Here is a 7,109-nt window from a genome sequence, read left to right as displayed (position 1 = left end):
ACCGGGTGGTAAGCGTGAACAGGTCTTAAAAGTAATGGGAGATAATATTCAGGTTCCTTATCTGGTTGACCCAAATACCAATACAAAAATGTTTGAGTCCAAAGATATTGTGGAGTATTTGAAGCAGCAATATGGTCCTGAGAAGAAAAGCAGAAAATAAACTGCCCTAATATTTGGAAGATAAAAAAATTGCCATCTGAAAATAGATGGCATTTTTATGGTTTATAACTTTGAATTTTCCAAGAACAAGAACTCTGCTTTCAAAATTATTCATACTTAGAGCTACTCACAATAAAGTTAAAAAAACTCATGATTTTTCTTCTTTTTTTGTTTATATTTTAATTTCAATGGGGTAATAAGAATAACGATAAGGGGTGTGCTTATGACAGCACAAGACGCCGTACTACCGGTACCTGTATTAATTGTTGAAGACGAATATGTCATTCAGTGCCGTTTAAAGAACATATTGAAGGATCTAGGGTATAGCGATGAGGTGTTGCTATTCGCCAATAATGTCAGGGAAGCCGAATATCTTCTGCAACAAGAACCGTTCTGTTTAGCACTGATTGATCTTGGACTGCCAGATGGAAATGGCATTTCCATTATTGAAAAAATACATGAGCTCGGTTCACAAACTTTGATACTCGTCGTATCCGCTTGGAGTACTCAGGACAGCCTGCTAAAAGCAATTAAAGCAGGAGCAACAGGTTATGTACTCAAGGAACGCGATGATACAGAAGTGAGTCTCGCAATTCGTAGTATTTTGCGCGGCGGAGCTCCTATTGATCCTTTTATTGCACGGGAAATTCTCAAGCAGATTTCCAGTTCAGAGCCATCTTCCTCTTTGGAGCAGATCGTACTTGATCCTGAACAGGAAAGCTTGACTCAACGGGAAAAAGAAATTCTTTCATTGGTGGCACAGGGACTCAGCAATCGTGAAATTGCTGATGAACTCTGCGTGTCACGTTATACCGTAGAGAGTCATATCAAGCATATTTACCGCAAGCTCTCTGTCAGCAAGCGAACCAAAGCAGTCAGCACAGCACGGCATTTAGGTATTCTTTAGTGCAAACGCTATCTATTAGCAAGATGGTTGGACAAAGATTAAGGCTCATCGCTTTATTGATAATAGGGAGCTGGCTGAGCCTATTCTCTTGCATCAGTCTGGCACAGAATAATTTTCAGATTAACGAGCTTTGTCAGGTGAACATTGAACAGCAACAAAAAGTTCAAGTCCCGAGTCATCTCGAAATTCCGGAGGCGGGCTGGCAACCTGTAACATTGCCGGATAACTGGAAAAATAACTGGCCAAAATATAATGGGGGTGCCTGGTATAAAATTCGCTGGGGCTGGTCTTGTCAGGACAATATACGTCTCGCTGAACCCATTGTTTTTGGTATTGATTATCTGAACTCTGCTGGAGCTGTTTTCCTGAATGATGATCTGCTGTGGTCGGATCAAAACCTGCAAGAGCCTTTGTCTAAAAGCTGGAATGTACCACGTTACTGGATTTTGCCCATTGCGGGCTTGAAGCAGACAGACAATGAACTGCTGATTTATGTACGAGGCTATAGTTTCCAGGGTGCAGGGCTTGGCAGAATTGAATTTCACAACATCATGGCCAATGACCAGCATTACTCAAAAAAGATCTGGGATCGCCGTACGCTCTTTCAGATCAATATGATTCTATCCGGTACGATTGGAGTCATTAGCCTGATTATCTGGCTATTCCGACGTTCAGAAACCACTTTTGGCTGGCTGGCGTTGAGTTCATTATTGTGGATTCTGTTTATCTCCAATGTATTAACCACAGAGAATTTTCCTTTTCCCTCCAGTATATGGGCCGGTAAAGCCAATCTGATTTTCTTTATCCTCTATATGCACTGTTTTTGTCTGTATCTAATTCGGTTCTTGAAGCAGAAATTTCAGCGTTTGGAGGGGGGACTTATCGGGGTGACTGCTTTATTCAGTCTATTCATCATAGCCAGTTCTTTAGATCATTTAGAAGCAGTGCTAAGTGTTGCTTTTGTCTGCTATGTGCTGCTTTATATTAGTTGTGTCATCTATGTTAGCTACTGGGCAATTAAAACTCGAAATGGCGAATATCTGTTTCTGATGCTTTGTCTGTGGGGAATTTTGCTGTGTGTCATTATAGATCTGATCATTCTGGGTCAAACGGCGGTTAGTGAATTATCACCTTTATCACCTTATACATCACCGATTATTATCCTGTTTGTCGTGCTAATTATGGGGACACGACTGAATCATAATATTAAAAAAATCGAAAAATTTAATACGCAGCTGGAATCCAAAGTACGGCAAGTCAGTGCAGATCTAAATAAAAGCCTGAGTGATCAGCATAAGCTAGAACTGGATAATGTGCGTTTGCAGGAACGGATTAATCTGTCACATGAACTGCATGATGGACTAGGTGGCTCGATTGTGCGTTCCATGATTCTGGTGGATCAAAGTACCGAAAACATTTCCAATCGACAGTTTTTATCTATGCTGAAGCTGCTTAGGGATGACCTGCGTCAAATCATCGATAGCGGTTCTTCTATTGACAATAAAGTGCCTGAAACGCCAGTGATCTGGATTGCGCCAGTACGTTACCGATTTACTCAATTGCTGGAAGAAATGGATATCGCCGTAGAATGGTCATTTCCTAAAGTCTGGCAGCGTGAACCTACGGCTTTACAATGTCTGACCCTGATCCGTGTGGTAGAAGAAAGCTTGACCAATATTATCAAGCATAGTCAGGCCACAAAAGTGAGTGTGAGTATGGAATATACACAACCCCATCAACTGACTTTAAAAATTCAGGACAATGGTATCGGTTTTAATCCGGAGATGGTGCAGAAAAATGGCATGAGCATTGGTATGCGCAGTATGAAAATGCGTATTGAACGCATGGGTGGAATGCTGGATATTCAGTCTGCGAAAGGCGATACTTGCGTACACGTGGTGATGGAACTCTATCAGCCTTAATCATCTCAAAATTATACATACATAAAAAAGAAGGATCATATGATCCTCTTTTTTTATAGACTTAAAATGACCGAGATATAAAAACTTACTCTTCTTCAGCCGGTGGCACTAGCATCAGTACAGAATCATTCAATAGCTCAGCAACATCCTCCAGTATATCTTCGTCAGCGAAATCTTCATCCAATAAGACACGCGCACCATCAGCAATCTGCTTCAGTTTTGAAGTAAATGCTTCAGAAATACAGATTCCCTCACCATTGGCCCAGAATAAGGTTTCACCATCTTCTTCTGTATAGAGTAAGCGTGAAGCGGGTTCAAGCATCAGGCTATAGCCCTGATCAAGTGCTTCTTCCAGATCACCTGTACCAATTTCTTCAGCTTCCGGAATATTCTCTTCATATTTTGGTTCTGACATCAGGCTCATGATGGCATCTTCAAGCACATTGGAGTTATGCAACTGCTCCATGATTTTGCCTTTCAGATATTCAAGTTCATTGCCTGTGACTTCACCCGCAGCACTGATATGATCGCGAATGATGTCAGTCAATGGATTGCGTAAGACTTCATTTTCCGAAAATTTATCGCCTACACGGTCCATCATGTCACTGACATTTGGCATACGGAAACCAAAAGAGAAAGTCAGACAGTCATCTTCTGCTACGCCGTAATGAGACAAACCGGGTGGAATATACAGCAAATCACCGGGTGCAAGAACTTCATCAAAATGCACATCCATTTCTGGCAATAATTTTAATGGCTGCCCCGGTACAAGTTTGGTCTCGGCATCACACATTTGCCCCAGTTGCCAGCGGCGATGACCATAGCCTTGAACCAGAAAAACATCATAAAAGTCGAAATGTTGACCGACTGAACCGCCTTGAGGTGCATAAGACACCATGATGTCATCACGACGCCATTGAGGGATAAAGGCAAACTTTTTCCAGAGTTCAGACAGGTCGAAAGAATAGTGATCCACAGCCTGAACCAGTAAAGTCCAAAGCTTAGGCATCTTCTGGAAGTCAGCTTTCAATAAAGGAGATGTCTTTACCGACCACTGATTTGGATCACGATCTTTCTGCTTGATCAGACGTGCAGTGACATTTTCTTCAAGTGCCAGCTCCATGACATCATCAGGTTCTAGCAGGCCTGCGATTTCAGGCATGGCATTACGCACCAGCAGCGGTTTTTTTTGCCAGTATTCGGCAAGGAATTGTTCAGCGGTAATACCGCCTAAAACGTCTAGAGGTAGGGACATAAATAAAGCCTAAAATAAAGGAGATTAAGGAACTAAAATCTTTAGCTCACGCAGAATATTGCATAGCTGAATCATCGGCATACCCATCAGGGTAGTTTGATCCTGACCGATCATGGTTTCAAACAGACTAATCCCAAGGCTTTCACATTTAAAACTACCGGCACAATGCAGGGGCTGTTCGATCTCTACATAGCGCTCAATTTCCGCTTGAGACAGTTTGCGGAATTTGACTTTGTAATGTTCTACCAGCGTACGTTCAAAACCGGTAGATTTCTGCTGAACGCTGAGCGCCGTACTGAAATACATAATCTTGTCCGAATTGGCCTGCAGCTGGCGAATGGCCTTTTCTATTGTTAAAGGCTTACCCATAAAGATATCTGGTGCGCCTTCACGCCAGGCTACCTGATCAGAACCAATTACAATCGCATCAGGATGTAGCTCAGCGATATGACGAGCTTTTTCAAAAGCCAGGCGTTTGGCTAATTCATCCGCATGATTTTCACCTTGGGGTGATTCATCTATGTCCGGGACGACCGATACGTAATCAAGACGTAGACGGTTCATCAGTTCTTTACGGGTCTGGCTTGAAGAAGCCAAGATGATTTTTGCGGTATTCATTAGACAGCGTATTCTTCTAAAATATGGAGAGGAACGTAAGCAAGGACAGCTTTGTGACAGGCTTGCAGCTTGATCGGTGGCGCTTGTCCAGCTTCATAAGCTTCTACCCAGCGTGTAACGCAGATACACCAGAAATCACCAGGTTGCAGTCCAGGAAATCCCAGTTCTGGTAATGGTGTAATCAGGTCATTGCCCACTTTCTGGGAAAAATTCAGAAATTCAGAGGTCATCTGTGCACAGACAGTGTGCTGTCCCAGATCGGTAGGTGCGGTATGACAAAAGCCATTACGGAAATATCCAGTAAGGGGATCAAAACAACAGCTCGCCAAAGGCTCGCCCAGAACATTAAGACGGTTAAGATTAGGATCAGGATGTATCGACATAGGTACTGAATCTGGAAGAAGCTTTTTTCTATCATAACAAAACTTTGGCATTCATAATGTTTTCTGCAAAAGATGCTAACCTTTTTCTGCATAATCATTTAAAATCGCCTCGTTTTTAATATCTATAAAGAGAGCTCTACAATGAACTTTCAGCGTATGACTGACCTTGACCTGACGGGTAAACGTGTTCTGATCCGTGAAGATTTAAATGTACCGGTTAAAAATGGTGTAATCACTAGCGATGCGCGTCTACGTGCTGCATTACCAACAATTAAAGCTGCAGTAGAAAAGGGCGCGGCTGTCATGGTGTATTCACACCTTGGTCGTCCAGTTGAAGGTGAGCCGAAGGCTGAACAGTCTCTTGCGCCTGTAGCAGCTTATCTGACTGAAGCATTGGGTCAGGAAGTAAAACTTTTCACAGACTATCTGGACGGTGTTGAAGTTCAGCCGGGTCAAGTGGTTTTACTGGAAAACTGCCGCTTCAACGTAGGTGAAAAGAAGAATAATCCTGAACTTGCAGCAAAATATGCAGCACTTTGCGACGTATTTGTGATGGATGCATTTGGTACTGCACACCGTGCAGAAGCATCAACTGAAGGTGTCGCTCGTTTAGCTAAAGTAGCAGCAGCAGGTCCTTTATTGGCAGCTGAACTGGATGCATTGGGTCGTGCATTGAAAACGCCTGAAAAACCAATGGTTGCGATCGTTGCGGGTTCTAAGGTTTCTACCAAGCTTGATGTTTTGACTTCATTGTCTGATATCTGTGATCAATTGATCGTTGGTGGTGGTATCGCAAATACGTTCCTTGCAGCTGCTGGTTACAATGTAGGTAAATCACTGTGTGAAAATGACCTGATCGATACAGCGAAAGCGATTGCAGCAAAAGTTTCAGTTCCGCTTCCAACTGATGTTGTGGTTGCTGATGCATCTGAAATCAATTTTGATGACTTCCTGGGTTCATTAGCTGCAGCGAAAGCGACTGTGAAGAAAGTTGAAGATGTTGCTGATAATGACATGATCCTTGACGTGGGTCCAGAAACTGCAAAAGCATTTGCTGAAATCCTGAAAACATCTAAAACCATCCTTTGGAATGGTCCAGTCGGCGTATTTGAAGTAGATCAGTTCGGTGAAGGCACTAAAGCATTGTCTCTAGCAATTGCTGAATCTGAAGGCTTCTCGATTGCTGGTGGTGGCGATACTTTAGCTGCGATCGATAAATACGAAGTTGCTGACAAAATTGGCTATATCTCTACAGGTGGCGGTGCATTCCTTGAATTCGTTGAAGGCAAAACACTTCCTGCAGTTGCGGTATTGTTAGAGCGTGCTTAATCGCATGTCCTAATGTAAAAAGCTGGCTTGATGCCAGCTTTTTTTATTTTTATCGCTTATTTATTCCAGATCTGTTCATCAATGATTCATTAAAGTGCAATAAAGCTGTCATAAGATGCAGACAATAGAGTATGAAGATGAGATCTTTAGATGAAACAGCACCTCACTTTAGCTGCATTGCTGGCAGCATCTTTTATTTTTACTGCCTGTACCCAGCAGGAAAATACACCGGCAGAGAACGTAGAAAATACAACAGCTGTAAATGAAGAGAGCATTAGTCCGGAACAGCAAGCCGCAATTGATGCGATTGATAAACCGGTTCTGGATGAAAAAAATACAGATGTTCCGGCTGAAATTGCCAATGCACCTGCAGATGCCGCAACTGTAGATCAATTTGTATCAGGTGCTTCTGAGCCTATGACACCATAACTCAGACTATGCAAGTAAAAATCCCTGCTTTTGCAGGGATTTTTTATAAAATATTGTATTTTTTGGCTGTATTGCAATAGTTGAACATGTAGAATATGGCCCATTAC

General features: G+C 42.4%; 8 protein-coding genes. 5 read left to right on the top strand and 3 right to left on the bottom strand.

The features are described from left to right. From B4J23_RS05500 to B4J23_RS05490, 3 genes are all read left to right on the top strand, one after another. Positions 1-160 (top strand): glutathione S-transferase N-terminal domain-containing protein (locus B4J23_RS05500; RefSeq protein WP_291359168.1); only part of this gene is annotated, 160 nt, incomplete at its 5' end. A gap of 222 nt (positions 161-382) precedes the next feature. Further along, entirely contained in the window at positions 383-1,066 is a 684-nt protein-coding gene (locus tag B4J23_RS05495; protein WP_034702603.1) for a LuxR C-terminal-related transcriptional regulator, read from the top strand. A 23-nt stretch (positions 1,067-1,089) separates the two neighbouring features. Further along, positions 1,090-2,988, top strand: a complete 1,899-nt coding sequence (locus tag B4J23_RS05490; protein ID WP_171431224.1) for a sensor histidine kinase — start codon at positions 1,090-1,092, stop codon at positions 2,986-2,988. 85 nt (positions 2,989-3,073) lie between these two features. Here the strand turns inward: B4J23_RS05490 and B4J23_RS05485 are convergent, their stop codons facing one another. The 3 genes from B4J23_RS05485 to B4J23_RS05475 are packed head-to-tail and all read right to left on the bottom strand — an operon-like array spanning position 3,074 to position 5,244. Continuing rightward, positions 3,074-4,243, bottom strand: a complete 1,170-nt coding sequence (locus B4J23_RS05485) for a cupin domain-containing protein (RefSeq protein WP_125278327.1) — start codon at positions 4,241-4,243, stop codon at positions 3,074-3,076. 24 nt (positions 4,244-4,267) lie between these two features. After that, positions 4,268-4,861, bottom strand: a complete 594-nt coding sequence (locus tag B4J23_RS05480) for a Maf family protein (protein ID WP_125278326.1) — start codon at positions 4,859-4,861, stop codon at positions 4,268-4,270. Beyond that, on the bottom strand, positions 4,861-5,244 hold the full coding sequence (locus B4J23_RS05475) for a DUF2237 family protein (RefSeq protein ID WP_125278325.1): 384 nt from the start codon (positions 5,242-5,244) through the stop codon (positions 4,861-4,863). The genes B4J23_RS05480 and B4J23_RS05475 overlap by 1 nt, the downstream gene beginning before the upstream one ends. 141 nt (positions 5,245-5,385) lie before the next feature. On the opposite strand from B4J23_RS05475, the gene B4J23_RS05470 reads away from it, so the two are divergent. Together B4J23_RS05470 and B4J23_RS05465 are read left to right on the top strand one after the other, a co-directional pair. Further along, a complete protein-coding gene (locus B4J23_RS05470) occupies positions 5,386-6,573 on the top strand; it encodes a phosphoglycerate kinase (protein WP_034702596.1) in 1,188 nt (395 codons plus the stop codon). A 150-nt stretch (positions 6,574-6,723) separates the two neighbouring features. Then, positions 6,724-7,002 (top strand): hypothetical protein, encoded by a 279-nt coding sequence (locus B4J23_RS05465; protein WP_125278324.1) that lies wholly within the window; start codon positions 6,724-6,726, stop codon positions 7,000-7,002. Positions 7,003-7,109: the final 107 nt, after the last annotated feature.

The sequence above is a fragment of the Acinetobacter sp. UBA3025 genome, from assembly GCF_002367915.1.
Lineage (GTDB): Bacteria > Pseudomonadota > Gammaproteobacteria > Pseudomonadales > Moraxellaceae > Acinetobacter.
Note: the sequence above shows the minus strand (reverse complement) of the source record. Positions and strands in the feature narration are given on the sequence as shown.

Bases quoted from the DNA above. Each gene is read 5' to 3' on its own strand.
- B4J23_RS05465 (WP_125278324.1), top strand. From the start codon at position 6,724: ATGAAACAGCACCTCACTTTAGCTGCATTGCTGGCAGCATCTTTTATT.
- B4J23_RS05475 (WP_125278325.1), bottom strand. From the start codon at position 5,244: ATGTCGATACATCCTGATCCTAATCTTAACCGTCTTAATGTTCTGGGC.
- B4J23_RS05485 (WP_125278327.1), bottom strand. From the start codon at position 4,243: ATGTCCCTACCTCTAGACGTTTTAGGCGGTATTACCGCTGAACAATTC.
- B4J23_RS05480 (WP_125278326.1), bottom strand. From the start codon at position 4,861: ATGAATACCGCAAAAATCATCTTGGCTTCTTCAAGCCAGACCCGTAAA.
- B4J23_RS05490 (WP_171431224.1), top strand. From the start codon at position 1,090: ATGGTTGGACAAAGATTAAGGCTCATCGCTTTATTGATAATAGGGAGC.
- B4J23_RS05470 (WP_034702596.1), top strand. From the start codon at position 5,386: ATGAACTTTCAGCGTATGACTGACCTTGACCTGACGGGTAAACGTGTT.
- B4J23_RS05495 (WP_034702603.1), top strand. From the start codon at position 383: ATGACAGCACAAGACGCCGTACTACCGGTACCTGTATTAATTGTTGAA.